Here is an 18,803-nt window from a genome sequence, read left to right as displayed (position 1 = left end):
GCCCCCTAACTCATCACTCATCACTCATCACTCTTATGACAACGCAAACCATCCGCGCCCTCCGCCAGTCCGGCAACCTGCGTGAAGCCTATCAGCAGGCCCGCGCCCTGTACGAAACCGACCCGACCAACGACCGCAACCGCCGGGAGCTGGCCTGGGTGTATACCGACCTGCTCAAGGAAGCCGCCGATGAGGCTGCGCCCGTCCGGCTGCTGCGCGGGCTGCGGTTGCTGGCCGATTTTCCGATGGGCGCCGATGAGCTACGCTGGCGGGGACAGGTGCTGTGGCCGGTAAACCGCTATCTGCTCCGGACTCCGGCCGACCGCCTGCCCCTGCGCGACCTGGCCGAACTGGTGGCGTTGTCGCGGCTGTTTCTGGACCCGGAGCCCTCGCTGGTGCGGTCGGTCTGGATCAAGGGCCTGCTGCGGCATAGCAGTACCGGTGTCGACTGGCTCGGTATTCTGGGCAACGGCGGCTGGGACGCTTTCCGGGAAGAGGACTACCAGCCCGAGACCCTGCCCGGCGGGAACGCCGATCAGTCCGGCGGCACCACCCTGAGTCCGCTGGTTGAGCGGGTATGCATGGCCGTGTCCCGGCAGTTACTCCAGCTGGTGCCCCTGCTGGAAGAAATGGTCCTGCCGGTCCTGGACCGGCTGCGGGCGCTGGCGGCCCAATACCCCGACTGGACCTTTCTGCCCTACTACCAGGCCCGGCTGCTACTGGCGCTCGGCCGGGCCGACGAGGCCATACCGGCGTTTCTGCCGTTTGCCCGCCGGAAGCAACGGGACTTCTGGGTGTGGGATCTGCTGGCCGATCTGGTTGCCGCAGAGCCTCGCCTGGCCATCAGTTGCTACGCCAAAGCGCTGTCGCTGTCGGCCCCGGAGCCGTTTCTGGTCAAGGTGCGGCAGAAGCTGGCGACCGTGCTGATCGGGCAGAACCGCTGGGCCGAAGCCCGTACGGAGATCGACCGGCTGGTAGCGACCCGCCGGCAGGAGGGCTGGAAAATTCCGGCCGAGGTAGAGCAGTGGCTTAACGATGACCAATATACGCAGGCGGTGCCGGCCAGTGCCGACTGGTACGGCACCGCCCGGCCGGCCGCCGAAGCTCTGCTCTGGACCGACCTGCCTGAGACTGTCGTGCTGGTGACGGCCGTCGATGCCGGGCAGGGTCTGGTGTCGTATGCCGCCGATGCGTATACGCAGGGGCGTTTCCGGACGGCTCAGGTTGGGTCGGCAGCGGGTATGGCGCTTCCGGAGGTAGGCAGCAGCCTCGCCCTGCGGCTGGAGCGGGACGAAAAAGACGGGCGGCCCCAGGTGCGGGTACGTACGGTGCGCCCTACCGACCAGGCACCGGCGGTGGCCCTGCGCCCGGCCACTGGGCCGCTGAAGGTGGCACCCGGCGGGTTCGGCTTTGTGCAGGATGTTTACGTACCGGCCGATCTGCTTGGTAGCCGGGGGCTTCGTGCAAATCAGCTTGTATCGGTGGTAGGCCACGCCTGTTACGACCCGAAGAAAAATAATTTAGGCTGGCGGGCTTTTGAAATTTCGGTGGAATGAGTAGTATTGGGAAGAAAAAAGAGCCGGCGATGTTCCGAAAACGCTATCACTTTTCTAAGCAAACGTTGTACTTTGTTAATTTTTTCAAAAATAGTTCTTTGATTTACAGGTATTTACAAATTTAGCAGTCAGAGTACCACTTCCACTAGAACAAGGATTAAGACGTACGGTTTAAGCTATTTTGCTTAAACGTGGAAAGAGTCAGAGTACCACTTCCACTAGAACAAGGATTAAGACTACTTCTTAACTAGGTTTAAGATTGTAGTAACCAAAGTCAGAGTACCACTTCCACTAGAACAAGGATTAAGACTGCTAATTCAGTGATAGTCGGTGAATCGAAATTAATGTCAGAGTACCACTTCCACTAGAACAAGGATTAAGACCATATAGAGAGCCATCCGGCTGGAGGCTCCCGAGTCAGAGTACCACTTCCACTAGAACAAGGATTAAGACGACAATGGGTAATCGCAGCAGCCCGTTCCGGGAGAGTCAGAGTACCACTTCCACTAGAACAAGGATTAAGACTATTTGTCGAGCTCCTCATCGGAGCCATCGATTGCATATAGTCAGAGTACCACTTCCACTAGAACAAGGATTAAGACTTATGCGGGTGTGGTAACTCGCGCCTACTGTGTTAACAGGTCAGAGTACCACTTCCACTAGAACAAGGATTAAGACCAAGGCTTGTACCTGTTCTGGTTGTAGCCCTTTTAAGGCTGTCAGAGTACCACTTCCACTAGAACAAGGATTAAGACACCAAAGCGGATCATCTTCGTACAAATCGTTGTAGTCAGAGTACCACTTCCACTAGAACAAGGATTAAGACGTTCTCGCGGTCGTCCACTTCAACCATTGTAAGTGCGTCAGAGTACCACTTCCACTAGAACAAGGATTAAGACGGCTGTTTGGTTTACCTCTTTGCCAGTATTGCGACCGTCAGAGTACCACTTCCACTAGAACAAGGATTAAGACCTCGGTGAAATGTCCAGTCATACAGAGTTGTTCGGTCAGAGTACCACTTCCACTAGAACAAGGATTAAGACTCTTTGTAATTGAGTTTCCACGATTGAAGTGGAAAATGTCAGAGTACCACTTCCACTAGAACAAGGATTAAGACAGGAGTTGATTAAGGCTGTTGAAGCCCTATTACAGGTCAGAGTACCACTTCCACTAGAACAAGGATTAAGACTCATACGGACCTGCCGCAACCCGTCAAAGGCGAACAGTCAGAGTACCACTTCCACTAGAACAAGGATTAAGACAGTGTTGTGTTAACGGGTAGTTGTTCGACAGTTACGTCAGAGTACCACTTCCACTAGAACAAGGATTAAGACTTATATAGCGCTTCAGTATCGCGGTGTTTCCTTTGGTCAGAGTACCACTTCCACTAGAACAAGGATTAAGACAAGTGGTAACTTGTGTCATAGCCTTTCTGTTCAGTTTGGTCAGAGTACCACTTCCACTAGAACAAGGATTAAGACATAATACAAATCAATGGCGACCTCGCCATCCCCGATAGGGTCAGAGTACCACTTCCACTAGAACAAGGATTAAGACTGTTCTTGCTCATAATCGTACGTGTTTGTTTGGTTTTGTCAGAGTACCACTTCCACTAGAACAAGGATTAAGACCCATACACGTTCATGACCTTACCGGTCTTTTGAGACGTGGTCAGAGTACCACTTCCACTAGAACAAGGATTAAGACTAAAAATTAAATAACCAATTAACAAAAAAATCAGTCGTCAGAGTACCACTTCCACTAGAACAAGGATTAAGACTGCCTTCAGCCAGTTCGAGCGTACCACTGACGTAGTAAGTCAGAGTACCACTTCCACTAGAACAAGGATTAAGACTTTCATGGCTTTAGTTTTTTGTAACTGTTTAGGTACCCTATTTCGCCAAATTGTACAATTATTTGCATAGTCAAGGCCAGCAAAAGTGCAATTTTTGGCCTTAAATAGAGTATTTTAATTGAAAAGATGCATTATTTTGGCGCTCTTTCGCAAACAAGTAGTTTATAAGTTCCTTATTGTCAACAACTTACATCAGGATACCCTACCTAAATAGTTACAGTTTTTTTAAGTTCGAGATTTTTACGTCAGAGTACCACTTCCACTAGAACAAGGATTAAGACAATTATGCTATCGTTATTCACATTAGTGAATGTAAAATTTAAAGTCAGAGTACCACTTCCACTAGAACAAGGATTAAGACGTCTGGTACACATCCTTGCCTACTATTTCCAAGCCGTCAGAGTACCACTTCCACTAGAACAAGGATTAAGACCAGTGCGGTTTGTGGTTCTCCCCGCAATAGACTTGTGTCAGAGTACCACTTCCACTAGAACAAGGATTAAGACATCCGTATAGAGCGGCAAAACCGCCTGAATTGTTCTGAGTCAGAGTACCACTTCCACTAGAACAAGGATTATTGTAGAAGGGGCCAGCAGGGATGCTGCCCCGGACAAATAGCTCATGGTACCGTTTACGGCAACGTAAGCGTTAACACGGGCGGGGCTAAACCGGAATAAAATTCCGGTTTACGGCTCAGCGTACCCCTTCCGGCAGAACAAAGGCTTTGGTACCCATTCCCGGCCCGCGATTATCGGGCCGGCGTTGCCTGGGCTTATGGCCGCCGTAATGGGGTGCCGACTATCGGGTCGGGAATCGGTACAAACAGGCCCACCATACGCTCAACTCCCTTTCCTTCTGTATTCCTTTCCTCCTATACTCCCCTGATTCTCCTCCCTGCAAAAAGACTGCACTATGCCTCCCTACCTTTGCCCCATCATTCACCCAAAACCCGTTTACGACCTTCGAAACAACGCAAACTACCTTCGCCTGTCCGAACTGCCACCAGCCGATCGACCTGGAGGCCACTCTCGCCCACCAACTGGAACAGCAGTTGCAGCAACGTCTGGCGCAGGCAAGCGCCCGGCAGAACGCCCACCTGCAACAGCAGGAAGCCGACCTGAAACGCCGGGCGCTTGCCCTCCAGCAACAGGTACTTAACCAGCAGGCCGATGTGCAGCGCCTGGTTGAGGCTCAACTGCAACAGCAAAAAGCCGCGCTGCTGGCCAGAGCGCAGGAAGAGCAGCAGGCACTGGTCAGGGCGCTCCAGGAAGACCTGAACGCGAAGTCGGCCCGTATCCGCGACATGCAGGCGCAGGAGTTGCGCCTGTTGCGGCAGCAGCGAGAGCTGGAAGACCAGCGGGCCGCGCTGGATCTGGAGGTGGAGAAGCGCCTGCAGCAGGAACGGGACGCTATCCGTACCACGGCGCTGCAACGGGCACAGGACGAAACTAAATGGGAACTGGAGCAGCAGCAGGAGCTGATCAAGTCTCTGACGCTACAGCTCAGCACCATGAAGCAGAAGCTGGAGCAGGGCTCGCAACAGGCCCAGGGCGAGGTGGTGGAACTCGCGCTGGAGCGGCTACTGACTGCGGTGTATCCGTTCGATCAGATCGAGGAGGTCGCTAAAGGCCAGCATGGGGCCGACGTGATTCATACGGTGCGAAGCGAGTACGGCCGGGTCTGCGGGCGCATCATCTACGAAACCAAACGGACCCGCACCTTCAGCACCGGCTGGATCGAAAAGCTGAAAGCGGATCTCCAGCTCCACCGGGGCGATGTGGCCGTGCTGGTTACCGAAACCATGCCCCGCGATATGCCCCAGGCCGGGCTCTACAACGGCGTGTGGGTCTGCACCTTCCGGGAGGTGAAGCTGCTGTCGGGGGTGCTGCGCGACGGCGTGCTGAAAGTAGCCGACGCCCGGCTGGCCGAAGAGAACAAGGGCGACAAAATGCAGCTCCTGTACCGCTACCTGACCAGCAACGAGTTTCGCCACGGCATTGAGTCGATCCTGCGGGCGTTTACGGTGCTGCGGACTGAGCTGGACAAGGAGAAGAAGCGCACCTACAAAGCCTGGACAGTGCGGGAGAAGACCATTGACGCGGTACTGGCCAACACCACGGACCTGACAGGTGCCATTCAGTGCATCGCCGGCATTGAGGTGCCCGACGTCAGCGAACTGGAAGCCGAGGACGACACGCTACTGCTGGAGGGGTAGGGGGAAATTAAGTTGTTACGCAGACCGGGCCATCGGGCGGCCCGGTCTGCGTAACAATTACCGCCCCAAACACTATCGACTAATGACTAATTTCGTTACTTTTGCTCTATTGTGCATTCGTGTATCTAAACGTACCGTATATATGAAATTTATCGTCTCCTCGTCTGTACTGCTCAAAAACCTGCTGAATATTAATGGTGTCGTAGCGACAAATCCCATCGTGCCGATTCTGGAGAATTTTCTCTTCCGCATTGAAGACGGAACGCTGACCGTCACGGCCTCCGACCTGCAAACGACCATGATTACGCAGATTCCGGTCGATTCGTCGGAGAGCGGCTCTATCGCTATTCCGGCCAAACTGCTGCTCGATACCCTGCGCAGCCTGCCCGAACAGCCGATTACGTTTAACATCAATACCGAAACGTTCGGTACCGAAATCCTGACCGACAACGGCCGCTATAAACTCTCCGGCGAAAACCCGATCGACTTCCCCAAAATCCCGTCGGTCAACCGCAATCTGTCTGTAGAATTATCATCGGATGCCCTGGCCAGCGCCATCAACAATACCGTTTTTGCCACCAGCACCGATGATCTGCGCCCGGCCATGACGGGGGTGTACCTGCAACTGACCGATGAGAACGCCACGTTTGTTGCCACCGATGGGCACCGGCTGATCCGCTACCGGCGGACCGATATTCAGTCGACGGCCAACACCTCGATGATTATTCCGCGTAAGGCGCTGTCGCTGCTGAAGACCTCTCTGCCGGAGAACGTGCCGGTGAAAGCCGAGTTCAGCCAGTCGAATGCGTCGTTTACCTTCGGCCCGACGCAACTGATCTGCCGGCTGATCGACGAGCGGTTCCCGGACTACGAAAACGCCATTCCGGTGAACAACCCGAACGTGATGACCATTGGCCGCACCGACCTGCTGAACTCGCTGAAGCGGATCATGATCTACGCCAACCGCACCACGCACCAGATCCGGCTGACGCTGCGGGCCAACTCCCTGACCATCTCGGCGGAGGACCTCGACTACTCCAACGAAGCCAACGAAAAGCTGCTCTGCGACTACGACGGCGACGATATGGAAATCGGTTTCAACGCCAAGCTGATGGCCGAGATGCTGAATAACCTGAACGCCAAAATGGTGTCGCTGGAAATGTCGGCCCCGAACCGGGCGGGTATTATGGTGCCGGCCGACAAGGAAGAGAACGAAGATATTCTGATGCTGGTGATGCCGGTGATGCTGAATACCTATGCCTGATGGGCCGTAAGGACTACCAGCCCTACTTTGCAGAACAACGCCCCGACTGAACAGCCGGGGCGTTGTTTTGTATAGTGTCGGCAGGATCAGATCCGGCTCACATCCGAAAGACAATGGTAAATTTCATCTGTACGTCTTCGTCTACCGGTATGGTCATCAGCGTTGGGCGTTTAATAGCATAGTCGCTCAACCGAAGTTCAAAACTACCATCAACAGTCATCCGTCCATTGCCGTCTTTACGCGTAGCCTGCACGGTTATCGGCTTTGTTACATTATGAAAGGTCAGGTTTCCTGTAAGCGTTAGTGCCCCGTTGGCCCCGGTCTGAATAGTTTGGCTGACAAAGGTCACATTTGGGTATTTCAGCGCTTCCAGGGTTTCCATGGCGTTAGAGTCCCGGTTGGCATTCCCGCTGTCGAACGAGCCTACTTTAACAGAAACCGCTGCGTTTTCAATCGTCTGCGTATCATCATTGTACACAATAGCGCTGTTGACGTCGCGGCTGACACCCTCCCAGCTATGCATCGGGTGGTGCATGGCATAGGTTACAACCGACGCCGATTTGTCGGCCAGGAGTTTCCGTTTTCCCGGCAGCGTATTGGCATTCGGGGTCCAGGACCCCCATACCAGCAAAACGAGTGAGGCTACAACCAGACGGCCCGCTTGTAAACGATTCATACAGAAAGCGATAGGTTAAAACTTGATAGCAATAATGGACGCTGCGTACGCGCCAAATGTGGTAAAGGCGGCTGCCCGGTGGTAGGGTTTCAGGTCAAAATTGCCGGATATTCGGTTGGCCAGTACATTGGTGGCAATCATGCCAGTAAGGTGAACAATGGCTAACGCTCTGTGCACTTTAATGGAGTTGATACCCCGGCGCTGTCCCAGTAGTGGGGGCGGAGCCGTCAGAGACAGTACGGCCGTGGTCCCGTAAGCAATATTGATAAACGTAGCAATATCTTCGTGTGTCTCCTTGAGACGGACATAATCAAGTCCTTTGGCGGTATACAGCCGAGACCCCACAATACCCTGCGCAATCATACCGCCAAGCGTAACAAAACCCAGAATCTGATGGGTTCTCAGCATGGCCTTACGAATCTTCAGCTCTTTCGCCCGGTTTACGGCCGTTAGTGGAGCTATACCCGTGGTCCGTAATAAGCCCTTTTGCCCCCAAAGCGCCCGTTGCGTAAACACCATTTTAATGGGCAGCAACGGCTGACTTTCTGTTGCCTCCGTCAGGCCGGACAGCAAATCAGCCGACGAGGTACTATCTGTCGTCATCAGGGTATCTCGGCCGGGTATTGGCGTGTTCTGGGCTAAAGCCCCTGTCCACAGGAACAGGCTAAAGAAAAACAGCAGGACGTTCGGCATATATTATTCGGTTATCCGCAGGTTGTCACCGGTCAGCGCAACCGTAAAGACTTTTATGGGTTTAGTCGGCGGTGCCAGTTTGACGCTACCGTTGGTGTTGAACAGACCGCCATGATTATTACAAAGTAAGTCATCCGTAGCCAGCCGGTAATCCAGCCCTCCGCCCTCATGGGTACAGGTTTTAGCAACAGCAATATACCGGTTTCCTTTGGCATTGGCCACCAGTACATCCCCTACGTTTACAAACTTACCCTCGGTTTTCAGGGTACTGAAGTTGCTTGATGTCAGATCCAGCGTAAAATCTATTTTGCCTTTTGCCGATTCGGCATTACCCGTAAAGCCGGCGGTACCGGTGCCGGGACCAACATTGGTGCCTGAATTATTGTTGTTGGGGGTCGGGGTGTCACCACTTTTCGAGCAGGCCGTTAGCGTGCCCATGCAATAAAAAGCCATCAGGGCTCCTGTGCTCAACCCTAAACTGCGCAGAAAGTCGCCACGCTTCATTGCTTCCGGATTACTTGCGTTGTTTTTCATAGTTCTGGTATGCACTGCTTATGTAGTAACGAAAAAGAATGGTATTATAGTCAAAGCCGATAACGAAGCGACACAAAAGCGCCCGTACTCAGCAGGCGGGCCTTAAAGTAGCCTACCGGCCGTAGCGACACTTTAATAAACGGCTCCACCTGCCACGACAACCGCCGGCTGATCTGGTTTTCGTACCCCAGGGATACATTCAGGTGGCTGAACCGGTACGAACCGGTCTGCCCGTTCCAGCTACGATGCCTGATCTGCGGATCGTTGGGGTTGGCGTACTGATAATCGTACGTTTCGCGCAGCATGACGTAACTGGTGATGCCACTGCTGACAAACCACCGGCTTTTTATATCCGCTTGGGCCGGATGCCGGCGCAGCAGAAAGTCATACCGGATATTTACGGGAATATCAATCATATTGCAGCGTCCGGCTACGCCTTTAGGCATAACCGCCCACTGGTAATAACTGGGCCATTGGTACTGCTCGATCGATGCGTGGTAGATCTTGATGCTCCTCAGCACCCCCGTCTGTATACTCCAGCGGTTTGCCAGGCGGTATTGCAGCAGCATACCGACATTGGTGCCCGGCCGGTCGAAATCAGTTAATCCAATGGCCGTCAGATCGGGCGAAACCAGAAACTGAATGCTTGCGCCTTTTTCCCGCGCCGGCACCACCGGCCGGGCCGGTCTGGGCAGATCACTATCCGTTATCTGGCTGGAAAGCGGAGCAGGAGCCGGCAAGCGGATTGCGTGCGGAACCATGGGCGACAGCATGGGCAGCCGGCTACCTTCTGGTGCCGCAGCCTCTGGCGAAGCAGGCCGGTCAGCGGCTACTGCGGGTGCTGCCGGCTCATGCGGCATGGCGCTGTGCCCCGGCTCGCCGGCGGTAGTATGGGTATCCTGTGCCACAGGATCGATATCCTGCTTTCCGGCGCTTTTATCTTTTTCAGGGTTACTGTCCCTGCTGGCCAACCGGAAAATTGGTCGTTGCCTTTGCAATGATGTGAGGTTCAACGCCCGTTGCGACGTGCCCGGAGGGGCCGGCCATCTGTTGCCTGCGGGTATTTGGGTGCCAGGCGCATCCGGCTGGTCCGGTGCTTTCGCGTTGGTAGTTGCGTTATCCGCTTTGCCCGGCCCGGCTGTAGCGTACCCGACATCATTGGAGCGGGCCGGGCTGAGTCCGGTTTTGCCCGACGGCTCGCCGGCCGGGTGGTTACTGTCCGATGGTAGCAACCGGGTGGGTGGTGGTGTCACCTTGCCGGCAAGTTTGGGAGTGTCGGTTGAGGGGTTGGCCTTCGGCGAACGGAAGTACCAGTAGCCGCCCGTCAGCAGCAGCAACAGAAGGACCGGCGTAGCCCAGCGGCTAATCTGCCCCCACAAAATGCCACGGTCATGATTGTCCAGCCGGCGTTTCATATCCAGCCAGTGGTCGGGATCAAAAACAGGTTCAAACTCTTCAGCCGATTTTCTGAAGAGTTCATCCATCTGCTCATCAGATAACTCTTGCATACTTATCTTGATCTGGTCCGGCCTGGCTAGGCCCTATCCGGCTTTTTTTTACTACCATTGCTTTCAGGTTCTCCCGCGCCCGTGCCAGGTTCGACTTCGATGTACCCACCGAAATCCCAAGCTGACCGGCAATTTCTTCATGGCTATATCCATCCATCACATACAGGTTGAACACCAGTCGGTAAGCCGGCGACAACAACTGAATTAGTTCAATCAGTTCTTCATGGGCCAGCTTGCTGATCGCATCGGCCGCCGATTCCGGCGTCTGTTCTGCCTGGCTCAAATCCTCCTGGCGGTAATGCTGAACCGTCTGCCGGTATTGGTCCAGGGCCGTGTTTATTAAAATGCGCCGGAGCCAGGGTTTAAACGGCTGGCTCGTATCATACTGATCCAGCCGGGTAAATACTTTCAGAAATCCATCGTTCAGCACTTCCATGGCTTCGTCCCGGTTGGGCGTATACCGCAGGCAAATGCTCATTGCATACCCGTAAAACTGTCGGTATAGCCGCTCCTGACTACGCCGGTTGCCACGGAGGCAGCCGGCCAGCAGTTCAGTTAGTTCCGGGGGTGCAGGAGCGTTGGACATTGCCAAACGACGGTTAAGAAAATGGAACGTTGTGCTTCACGAAGATCCCCGCCAGGGCACTTCTGAGGTGTCTTTAGTTACCACCGGCCAAATTGCTCGCCTGAGGTTCGTAAAGGTAATCATCTTTTCAACTGTTTAGTGAAGGACGCTATTCGCTATTGCAGTTGAACCGGTTCAGCAGCTAATACGACTATTTTGCGGAGCAGGTTGCGTGGGATTGTAAATAAGTGGGCGGTAGGCGGTGCAGAAGGGGAGAACGCAAAAAGCCCCATCGGAAGGATGGGGCGTACAATTTTGTCTGCTGAGAACAGCAAACTGCCTGCAAATAACTATCCCTTTAGAATGGTATGGCCCATTTTGTCGCGTTTGGTCAGCAAATAGCGTTCGTTGTGCGGATTGGCGGGTATTTCAATGGGTATGGTGTCTACAATTTCCAGGCCATACCCCATGAGTCCCGCCCGTTTTTTGGGGTTGTTGGAGATCAGTCGGATTTTATGCACACCTAAATCGCGCAGGATTTGGGCTCCAATGCCATAATCGCGCTGGTCCATGCCGAAGCCCAGTTCCAGGTTAGCCTCTACCGTATCCCGGCCCATTTCCTGAAGTTTATAGGCTTTCAGCTTGTTGAGCAGGCCAATGCCCCGGCCTTCCTGATTCATGTACAGCACCACGCCTTTGCCCTCACGCTCCACCATTTGCATGGCGGCATGGAGCTGGCTGCCGCAGTCGCACCGGCAGGAACCAAAAATGTCGCCGGTGACGCAGGAGGAGTGAACGCGCACCATCACGGGTTCGTCGGCCTCCCAGGTTCCTTTCACCAGGGCCAGGTGCGTATCGCCCGTATTGCTCTGGCGGTAGGCCATCAGGTCGAAATGCCCCCAGTCGGTAGGCATATCCACGCCGATTTCGCGCTTAATAAGACTTTCGGTGCGGAGCCGGTAAGCAATAAGGTCTTCAATGCTCACCAGTTTCATGCCGAACCGGTCGGCCATTTCGCGCAGCTGGGGCAGGCGGGCCATAGTCCCGTCTTCGTTCAGCACCTCAATCAGCACACCGGCCGGTTGCAGACCAGCCAGTCGGGCCAGGTCTACGGCCGCTTCGGTATGGCCGGCCCGGCGGATAACCCCGCCCGTAACCGACCGCAGCGGAAAAATATGCCCCGGCCGGCCTAAATCTTCCGGTCGGGTGTTTGGATCAACGAGGGACCGAATGGTTTTGGAGCGGTCGGAAGCCGAGATGCCGGTGGTGCAGCCGTTACCCAGCAGATCAACCGACACGGTAAACGGGGTAGTATGCACCGATGTGTTGTTGCCCACCATCATTTCCAGACCGAGTTCCTGGCAGCGTTCTTCCGTGAGGGGGGCACACATCAAACCCCGTGCCTCTTTTATCATGAAGTTTACCATCTCAGGCGTGGTCATTTCGGCCGCGCAGATCATATCCCCTTCATTCTCACGGTCTTCGTCGTCAACAACGATAACGATTTTACCGTCGCGAATATCGGCAATAGCCTCTTCAATGGAGTCTAGCCGGATATTGGTATTATTATTGTTCATGCGTTTGCTTGATGAGAGCCGGTGGAATACCTTTACTTTCCTGTAAAACCCGTTCAGGCAAAGATACGTTCTTTAGACGCTAAATTGTCGGGTTCAAGCGTTATATTGGCAGTACTTTATAAACCAACGACATAACGACTAAATCATTACCCCTGCGTGAATACTTATCGGAAAAAGCCTTCTGTATACGAGGCAAGCGTTTGGCGGTGGAATCTGTTTTTCGTTCTGATCCTTACCGGCCTGAATCAGGTGCTGGCTCAGGATTTATGCGATAAAGCGCAGCGGCCGGCCAACTCAGTAGAAGGCGGGTTTACGGTGAATGTAACCAGAGGGTGCGCACCCCTGACCGTGCGCGTTACCAATACCAAAACGGCGGCTACCAGCGTCAAATACTTCTACGAGTATACGGCTAATGCCAATATCGCTACCGGCGGCTTGGATCAGACTTCCTATACCTACACCAAACCGGGTAAATACAGAATCCTGCAGGCAGGCAGTCTGTCGGGAACCGGTATGCTCTTTTGCCAGGAAATTGAAGTTTTTGATACGCCACTGGTTGATTTTACCCCTCAGGCCTGTGCCGGCCGGGTGGTTATCGTTGATTTCAAACTAACCGATGAAACCCGGAAATACGATAAGATCCGGATCAGCTGGGGCGACGGTACACCGTTCCAGGATCTGACTATTGCCGAGGTAGCTACGCAAACCCGCATACCGCATACCTACACCTCAAACGGAAATTACAGCGTAACGGTGCTGGGGTTATACAACGGCATCAATTGCGGGGGCTCCAGTACCAAGCAGGTTACGGTGGGCGCTACCGCCAGCGTTAGTCAGCCGGTGGTGACGGCCCTGACCGCCAGAGATGATAAGACCATACTGCTGCAATACCAGTTTACCGGCAGCGCACCCATTGAGCTGCACCAGAAAGATGCCGGCGGCAATTTTGTGGCAACCGGCCAGAACAGCACCGCCAGTTCGGGTACGTTTACCATCAGCACCGACGCCCGAAAGGAGCAGTGCTTTCGTCTGGTAACCAAAGACGTGTGCGGCAATGCGATCGCGTCGGAAGACATCTGCAGTATCGTGACTACGGCTGTGGCTGAGAAAAAACAGAACAGCCTGAGCTGGAACACCTATTCGGGTTCAGGCACGTTTCTGCGCTACCGGATTTTCCGAAATGGAGGGGCGGCTCCTATTACCAACATCGCTGCCAGGGCAACCGGCGCGTACATTGATACAGATAATATTGATTGCAACACCCAATATTGCTATACCGTGGTGGCGGAGATCAACAACCCCGCTGCACCCGGCGGACGAACATCCATTACGTCGGCACCCACCTGCGTAACCGGTCTGGGGACAGGCGATATTCCGGGCGATGTACGGAGTACACTGGTTTCGGTAGAGGACAACTACCCCCGCCTGGTTATGACGGGGCCGGCCGTGGGCACCACGCCCCAGTATTCGTTTGCCATTGGCCGGGCCGACAGCCCCAATGGGCCGTTCCGGGCGCTGAACACCATTCAGAACACCAACGTTTTTCGGGACGAAACCGCTCAGCCCAGTAAGCAGTCGTATTGTTACCAAGTGACGTATCAGAACAACTGCGGGCTTAAGTCCAATCCCTCGGCACCCGTCTGTACGGTATGGCTGACCTCCAAAACGGCTACGGCTATCGACTGGACCGCCGACTCTCCGTTTTTTCCCCAGAACGTAGCCTTTTACACCGTCGAATTCATTGATTCGCTGGGCAGGCAGGCGCGTCAGCAGATGAATGTAGGCGGCAATACGCATTTTGAGCCGGATCTGGACGACCCCCGCTTACAGGCCGTCCGGTTTCGTATTATTGCCAATTCCGCAAATGGGTCGGTCAGCTATTCAAACTTTTTTGAGCTGCGCCAGAACGCCAGGATCTTCGCTCCCGATGTGTTTACGCCAAACGGCGACGGGCAGAACGAGGAGTTTAAGGTGGTGGGCAAATACTGGAAAAAATTTAGCCTTACGATCTTCAACCGCTGGGGCGAACCTATATTCACCACAACCGAAGCCGGTCGGGGCTGGAACGGCATGATCAACGGACAGTTGGCCGAGCCCGGCAATTATATCTACCGGGTCGAGATTGAGGATAACACCGGGGTCCAGTCGGTTAAGCGGGGCAGCTTTCTGCTGATGCGCTAAAAACTTTCTGTTGTCTGCCGGGTTATCCCGGTACCTTCATTTACTTTGCAGTTATGTTTAACATGATGGATATGTTCGGGAAAGTAAAGGAGTTTCAGGCCCGGATGCAGGAAGCCCAACAGAGTTTACACGCCGTTTCTGAAACCGGCGAATCCGGTGCCGGCCTGGTGCGGGCCACAGTCAATGGTCTCAAGCAGGTCGTTAAACTGGAAATCGACTCCGACCTGATCAAGCCCGACGATAAGGAAATGCTTCAGGACCTGATTGTGGCGGCCGTTAATAAGGCGATGGAGAATATTGAGCCTAAAATCAAAGAACATCTTCGGAAGTCTACGGCCGGTTTGCTCCCCGATATTCCCGGCTTCGATCTGGGCAGCATGATGTAAGGCCGGGCTACTGGCTCTGCCCCCCCTTTTCATGGATCACCTGGCCATTGTTATTCTGAATTACAACGGGTACTCGTTTCTGGAACGCTTTCTGCCGTCGGTACTCGCCCATGCCGAGGGCTTTCCGGTATACGTTGCCGACAACGCGTCTACCGATCAGTCCGTATCCCTGCTGCGCGACCGCTTTCCGGCCGTACGCCTGTTGCAACTATCCCGCAACCACGGCTATGCCGGTGGCTACAATGCTGCGCTCCGGCAGATACCGGCGCAGTATTATGTCTTGCTGAATTCCGACGTAGAGGTGACGCCCGGCTGGATACGACCCGTGCTGGCCCTGATGGAGGCTGATAGCCGTATTGCCGCCTGCCAGCCCAAAATCAGGGCGTATGATCACAGAACCCATTTTGAATACGCCGGAGCCGCCGGTGGGTACATCGACTGGCTGGGCTACGCCTTCTGCCGCGGCCGGCTGTTCGATACGCTGGAAGAAGACAGGGGGCAGTATGACGACGACCGCCCTGTTTTCTGGGCCACGGGAGCCTGTCTGTTCGTCCGGGCCGGGGTATTTCACGAAGCGGGGGGATTCGATGCCTCCTTTTTCGCCCATATGGAAGAGATTGACTGGTGCTGGCGGGTACAACGGCTCGGGTACCAGATCTGGACCTGCGGGCGGTCGGTGGTGTACCATGTTGGGGGCGGCACCCTACCCAAAACCAATCCGCAGAAAACCTACCTGAATTACCGCAACAGCCTGCTGATGCTGTACAAAAACCTGCCGCCGGAGCGGCTGTTTGGCACCCTGCTGCTGCGACTGGTGCTGGATGGTATATCGTCGGCGGTGTTTTTGCGGGCCGGGCAATGGCGTGATATTGGAGCTATTCTACGGGCTCATTTTGCGTTTTACGGCCGATTGGGAGCGCTACGCCCGGTGCGCAACCAGTTGCTCCGCCAGGCAGGAGCAGTTACCCACCTTCCGGTTTATACGCGCAGCATTGTCTGGGATTATTTTGTAAACGGGTGTAAAACGTTCTGCCAGTTGGCCTGGCAGAACAAAGAGCCCCAACAGCAGAACCAGTAATGCAGGGTACGGCAGCGACTTCAGAAATCCCAGATGGTAGGGTGGGCGTGGCGCCGGAGGTGCTTGTTCATTTCCAGCCAGAACGCCAGAATCAGGTAGATAATAACCGGTGAGCCCAGGGTCAGAAACGACGTATAAATAAAATACAGACGGATACTGCTGGCCGAAATATTCATCATTTCACCCAAACGGGTACACACTCCAAAAGCCTGCTTCTCAACAAAATACCGAATCTTGTTCATGCCCAAACACAGTTTTCTCCTCTTACCAATCCCAATTTAGCCAATTCAGACCACGTTAGCGAACCGAAAAATAAGGCACACCCGGAAAAATTGAAATGTTTAAAATAAATACCGAAAATCTTATAAAGTATTTGCAGGATGTTATTTGCATTTGAAACAAATTTATTTACTTTGTGTTTCAGGGAGGATGGCTTTTTTTAGGGAACAGCCTTTTCCACTGTTCAACAAAGTCCGTTGAGTATCTGCCTAGTACACCCACTGGCCGGGTGATTCGGTGCCTGTTTCGCGTTCTTTGTTAGTAGTGTCCCCTCCACGAAGCGTATATTTCTATTTCTAATTTTTCTCATTTTATGCAAACAGGTACAGTTAAGTTCTTCAACGAGAGCAAAGGCTATGGCTTTATCGTTGATGACGAGTCGAATCGCGACATTTTCGTACACATTACTGGTCTGAACGGTGCCACCATTCGCGAGAAAGACCGGGTTCAGTATGAGTTGGTTGATGGCAAAAAAGGACTCAACGCCGTTAAAGTGAAGAAAGTAGAGTCGGTGATGTAACACATGTACCGATCTGACAATAGAAAACCCGAGCCGCTGGAACTCGGGTTTTTTTGTACCCCGTACCCCGGATTGCAAATCCGGCTTCTCAGTGGGCAGAAAACAAATTACGTTGGCTGCTTATCCTCTGCAAACTGCCCACTGAGAACTGCCCACTCGCTACTGCCCGGTCCAGCCCTTCACCTCATCCAGCGCCGGCATGTTTACCGCCAGCTTCAGCTTCTTGCGAACGCCCCCCAAATCGTTGAACAGCTTATTCGGGTTTACCGCTTTCAGTTGCTCCACCGTCAGGATATTCAGCTTTTGCAATGCCGGCACCCACTCTTTGGGTACGCCGGCCGCTTCAAAATCGGCGTCCGTCGATACCTCCTGTTTTTTCTCCGGGCGCATCTGCGGGAAGAACAGCACATCCTGAATCGACGGCTGATTGGTCATAATCATCGTCAGCCGGTCAATACCCAGGCCTACTCCGGCCGTAGGGGGCATACCGTATTCCAGCGCTCGCAGAAAATCGTCATCCAGCGCCATGGCTTCTTCATCGCCCCGCTCGGCCAGCCGCAACTGGTCTTCAAACCGCTCCCGCTGATCGATGGGGTCGTTCAGCTCGGAGTAGGCGTTAGCAATTTCCTTGCCGTTGCAGATGGCTTCAAAGCGCTCAACCAGCCCCGTCTTGCTCCGGTGCTTTTTGGTCAGGGGCGACATCTCAACCGGATAATCGGTAATAAACGTGGGCTGAATCAGGTTCGGCTCTACGGCCTCGCCGAAGATTTCGTCAATCAGCTTTGACTTGCCCATGGTTTCATCCACCTTAATGCCTCTGCTTTCGGCTACCTGCCGCAGGTCGGCTTCTTCCATGGCCGACACATCGATGCCCGTATATGCCTGAATGGCTTCAAACATGGTCAGCCGCTTCCAGGGGCGCTGAAAGTTAATGGTCTTGTCGCCTACTATCACTTCGGTGGTGCCGTGCAGGTCGAGGGCTACCTTTTCAATCATCTCTTCAATGGTATCCATCATCCAGAGATAATCTTTATAAGCTACGTAGAATTCTACCTGCGTAAACTCCGGGTTGTGGGTACGGTCCATCCCTTCGTTGCGGAAATCCTTGGCAAACTCGAACACGCCGTCGTAGCCGCCCACAATGAGCCGCTTCAGGTACAGTTCGTTGGCAATGCGCAGGTAAAGCGTCATGTCCAGCGAATTGTGATGCGTCCGGAACGGCCGGGCAGCCGCTCCGCCGTGAATTGGCTGGAGAATGGGGGTTTCCACCTCCAGGTACCCGCGCTGGCTCAGAAACTGCCGGATGGAGTTGACCAGTTGCGTGCGCTTGACAAACACATCCCGCACCTGCGGATTCACAACCAGGTCGACGTACCGCTGGCGGTAACGCAGCTCAGGGTCGGTAAAGGCGTCGTAAACTTCTTTTTCGCCCTGCTCGTTAACGGCCTCTTTCACAACCGGCAGCGGACGCAGAGCTTTGGTCAACAGCTTAAATTCTTTCACATATACCGACAACTCACCGAGTTGTGTCGTAAACACATGCCCCTGCACGCCAATGATGTCGCCAATGTCGAGCAGCTTTTTAAAGACGGTGTTGTACAGGGTTTTATCGTCGCCGGGGCAGAGATCATCGCGCCGGAAGTAGAGTTGCAGCCGGCCGGTGGCATCCTGTAGTTCGGCAAAGGAGGCATTGCCCATGATGCGGAAGCCCATCAGACGTCCTGCCAGACGGACCGTGCCCCAGTGTTCGTCGCCGGAGAGGTCCAGACCCGGCTGGGGTTGTATAGATTGCCGGAGTTCGGCGATGGTGGTGGTAACGTCAAACAGTTCGGCGGGGTAGGGGTCGATGCCCATCCGCATGAGTTCTTCCCGCTTTTGCCGTCGGTTTATTTCCTGTTCGCTTAATTGCATATAAA

At 54.1% G+C, this 18,803-nt stretch carries 15 protein-coding genes and 2 CRISPR repeat arrays; of the genes, 7 read left to right on the top strand and 8 right to left on the bottom strand.

Annotated features, from left to right (window positions below; genetic code table 11):
- The first annotated feature begins 35 nt into the window (after positions 1-35).
- The 3 genes from ABD931_RS17380 to dnaN all read left to right on the top strand — a co-directional run bounded on the left by ABD931_RS17380 (position 36) and on the right by dnaN (position 6,890).
- The gene (locus ABD931_RS17380; protein WP_345269112.1) at positions 36-1,556 is read left to right on the top strand and encodes a DUF7017 domain-containing protein; all 1,521 of its coding nucleotides are present in this window, start codon (positions 36-38) and stop codon (positions 1,554-1,556) included.
- A gap of 127 nt (positions 1,557-1,683) precedes the next feature.
- Positions 1,684-3,411: direct repeats of the CRISPR family, unit length 37 nt; unit sequence GTCAGAGTACCACTTCCACTAGAACAAGGATTAAGAC.
- 243 nt (positions 3,412-3,654) lie between these two features.
- Positions 3,655-3,992: direct repeats of the CRISPR family, unit length 37 nt; unit sequence GTCAGAGTACCACTTCCACTAGAACAAGGATTAAGAC.
- Between the two features lie 470 nt (positions 3,993-4,462).
- Entirely contained in the window at positions 4,463-5,626 is a 1,164-nt protein-coding gene (locus ABD931_RS17375; RefSeq protein WP_345269111.1) for a DUF2130 domain-containing protein, read from the top strand.
- A 142-nt stretch (positions 5,627-5,768) separates the two neighbouring features.
- Positions 5,769-6,890, top strand: coding sequence for a DNA polymerase III subunit beta (gene dnaN / locus ABD931_RS17370; RefSeq protein ID WP_345269109.1), 1,122 nt, complete (start codon positions 5,769-5,771; stop codon positions 6,888-6,890).
- Positions 6,891-6,987: 97 nt separating this feature from the next.
- Here the strand turns inward: dnaN and ABD931_RS17365 are convergent, their stop codons facing one another.
- The 6 genes from ABD931_RS17365 to ABD931_RS17340 all read right to left on the bottom strand — a co-directional run bounded on the left by ABD931_RS17365 (position 6,988) and on the right by ABD931_RS17340 (position 12,443).
- Complete coding sequence (locus ABD931_RS17365; RefSeq protein WP_345269108.1) at positions 6,988-7,566, bottom strand: YceI family protein; 579 nt, start codon at positions 7,564-7,566, stop codon at positions 6,988-6,990.
- A gap of 15 nt (positions 7,567-7,581) precedes the next feature.
- The gene (locus tag ABD931_RS17360; RefSeq protein WP_345269107.1) at positions 7,582-8,259 is read right to left on the bottom strand and encodes a hypothetical protein; all 678 of its coding nucleotides are present in this window, start codon (positions 8,257-8,259) and stop codon (positions 7,582-7,584) included.
- A gap of 3 nt (positions 8,260-8,262) precedes the next feature.
- A complete protein-coding gene (locus ABD931_RS17355; protein WP_345269106.1) occupies positions 8,263-8,793 on the bottom strand; it encodes a QcrA and Rieske domain-containing protein in 531 nt (176 codons plus the stop codon).
- Between the two features lie 50 nt (positions 8,794-8,843).
- Complete coding sequence (locus tag ABD931_RS17350) at positions 8,844-10,301, bottom strand: hypothetical protein (RefSeq protein WP_345269105.1); 1,458 nt, start codon at positions 10,299-10,301, stop codon at positions 8,844-8,846.
- On the bottom strand, positions 10,285-10,887 hold the full coding sequence (locus ABD931_RS17345; RefSeq protein ID WP_345269104.1) for an RNA polymerase sigma factor: 603 nt from the start codon (positions 10,885-10,887) through the stop codon (positions 10,285-10,287). The genes ABD931_RS17350 and ABD931_RS17345 overlap by 17 nt, the downstream gene beginning before the upstream one ends.
- Positions 10,888-11,216: 329 nt before the next feature.
- Complete coding sequence (locus ABD931_RS17340; protein WP_345269103.1) at positions 11,217-12,443, bottom strand: bifunctional 3,4-dihydroxy-2-butanone-4-phosphate synthase/GTP cyclohydrolase II; 1,227 nt, start codon at positions 12,441-12,443, stop codon at positions 11,217-11,219.
- A 156-nt stretch (positions 12,444-12,599) separates the two neighbouring features.
- Between ABD931_RS17340 and ABD931_RS17335 the strand changes: the two genes are divergently transcribed.
- Genes ABD931_RS17335 through ABD931_RS17325 form a run of 3 tightly spaced genes read left to right on the top strand, consistent with a single transcriptional unit; the run spans position 12,600 to position 16,088 of the window.
- Positions 12,600-14,624, top strand: a complete 2,025-nt coding sequence (locus ABD931_RS17335; RefSeq protein WP_345269102.1) for a T9SS type B sorting domain-containing protein — start codon at positions 12,600-12,602, stop codon at positions 14,622-14,624.
- A gap of 53 nt (positions 14,625-14,677) precedes the next feature.
- Entirely contained in the window at positions 14,678-15,010 is a 333-nt protein-coding gene (locus ABD931_RS17330; RefSeq protein ID WP_345269101.1) for a YbaB/EbfC family nucleoid-associated protein, read from the top strand.
- A 31-nt stretch (positions 15,011-15,041) separates the two neighbouring features.
- Positions 15,042-16,088 (top strand): glycosyltransferase family 2 protein, encoded by a 1,047-nt coding sequence (locus ABD931_RS17325; protein ID WP_345269099.1) that lies wholly within the window; start codon positions 15,042-15,044, stop codon positions 16,086-16,088.
- 20 nt (positions 16,089-16,108) lie between these two features.
- Here ABD931_RS17325 and ABD931_RS17320 read toward each other — a convergent pair whose 3' ends face one another.
- Positions 16,109-16,330, bottom strand: a complete 222-nt coding sequence (locus ABD931_RS17320) for a PspC domain-containing protein (RefSeq protein ID WP_345269098.1) — start codon at positions 16,328-16,330, stop codon at positions 16,109-16,111.
- A gap of 350 nt (positions 16,331-16,680) precedes the next feature.
- Here ABD931_RS17320 and ABD931_RS17315 point away from each other — a divergent pair, with 350 nt between their 5' ends.
- Positions 16,681-16,887: a cold-shock protein gene (locus ABD931_RS17315; RefSeq protein WP_345269097.1), complete on the top strand. Its 207-nt coding sequence runs from the start codon at positions 16,681-16,683 to the stop codon at positions 16,885-16,887.
- Between the two features lie 159 nt (positions 16,888-17,046).
- On the opposite strand, the gene lysS is transcribed toward ABD931_RS17315, so the two are convergent.
- Complete coding sequence (gene lysS / locus ABD931_RS17310; RefSeq protein WP_345269096.1) at positions 17,047-18,798, bottom strand: lysine--tRNA ligase; 1,752 nt, start codon at positions 18,796-18,798, stop codon at positions 17,047-17,049.
- Between the last annotated feature and the right edge of the window lie 5 nt (positions 18,799-18,803).

It is taken from the genome of Nibrella viscosa (assembly GCF_039541875.1).
GTDB classification, from domain to species: Bacteria; Bacteroidota; Bacteroidia; order Cytophagales; family Spirosomataceae; genus Nibrella; species Nibrella viscosa.
Note: the sequence above shows the minus strand (reverse complement) of the source record. Positions and strands in the feature narration are given on the sequence as shown.